This is a genomic window from Shewanella sp. AS16 (assembly GCF_021412365.1).
In the GTDB taxonomy this organism is placed as follows: domain Bacteria; phylum Pseudomonadota; class Gammaproteobacteria; order Enterobacterales; family Shewanellaceae; genus Shewanella; species Shewanella salipaludis.
Window position 1 is genome coordinate 1 of the sequence record NZ_JAKCLK010000073.1, and the last position, 380, is coordinate 380.

Annotated in this window: 1 protein-coding gene; it reads right to left on the minus strand. The window is 50.8% G+C overall.

All coding sequences use genetic code 11. The features are described from left to right. The coding region (locus tag LZP73_RS19385) for an MOSC domain-containing protein (RefSeq protein WP_234236546.1) at window positions 1-380 on the minus strand (380 nt) is incomplete at both ends.

The window sequence follows — 380 nt, forward strand, 5'->3', positions numbered from 1 at the left end:
CATATGCCATGCGATGGCGGCAGCCTCCTGCACGGTCACATCGCTGACACGGGAAACCAACTCCAGTGGCGCATCAGCAGATACCAACCCTGGTGCAATTACGCTATACAACCACCCCACTTTACCCGTGTTTTGCATCAACTGCGCTATATCGCTGATATCAAAATGGTAATTGAGTTTATAGCAAGGTGAGCGTGGCTGGCTGACCTGAATTAATGCCTCTCCCCAGCGGAAAATATCACCAATATAAACATTACTTTCCGTCAGACCGTCGGTTGAGAGATTTTCGCCAAACGCAGGCGCAACAAACAGCTCCGCCTGTTCCGGAAATTCCCGCGCCCAGTAGAGATAATGCTCACGAGGATAATGACACAGCGCTC